General features: G+C 36.7%; 1 protein-coding gene. It reads right to left on the bottom strand.

Features of this window, described 5'->3' with window-relative positions:
- Nucleotides 1-563 (bottom strand): DUF4175 family protein (locus ACFIO5_RS11785; RefSeq protein ID WP_375705509.1); only part of this gene is annotated, 563 nt, incomplete at its 3' end.
- Nucleotides 564-717 lie beyond the last annotated feature (154 nt).

The following is a 717-nucleotide window of genomic DNA, read 5'->3' as shown; positions in this document are numbered from 1 at the left end:
AGAGGACGTAAATCAAACGCATCTACTAAACGCCCTCCTAAAGAGCCAAAAGAAAAACTAAAAGCACAGACACAAAGGAGAATACATACAGTCCTAAGAGCCAAGGGATCCCAAGCCGCACTATTAGGATAAGCAACCCCAGTTTTTAGATGGTATAATTGTTTGGCCATACGACGTTGATGTTCGCGCCAAATAATTTCATGAAAATCTTCATCATCTTCAGGACATAAATGATCTGCTTGAACGCTTAAAGGCTGATTTTTGAGGCCATTTTCTTGTTCAAGACGTCGATTAACTTCCTTGAAAGTAGGCAACCGAAAGCTGACAAGAAAAAACAAACTTCCCACAGCAGAAAAAAAGATAAGGCCAAGTAAAAGTAAATGGGGCCAATATCCCAGAATACCAAAAACACCCAACCAACTAAGCGAACAAAAGAGACTGAGAACGAGAAAAAACGGCAACAACCGTACCCATATCCGCTCAAAAAAGAGGATACACCACATCAAAATGCGCACATACAAAAGCTTTATTGCTAAAAAACTTTTGCTGTTTTCATTTTTCATAGACAAATATTTGTCCCCTTTTAGAGTGATGAATTACAATTATAAAATTCATACAAGACAATTTCCAGGAAATAAATTGTTTCATCAAAGTTTAGTAAAAATAAGACCAAAAACATTGAACAATGTTCAATCTCATCTGTACTCAAATCCAATC

The sequence above is a fragment of the Bartonella sp. AA86SXKL genome (assembly GCF_042196885.1).
This window is presented reverse-complemented; position numbering and strand designations above follow the sequence as displayed.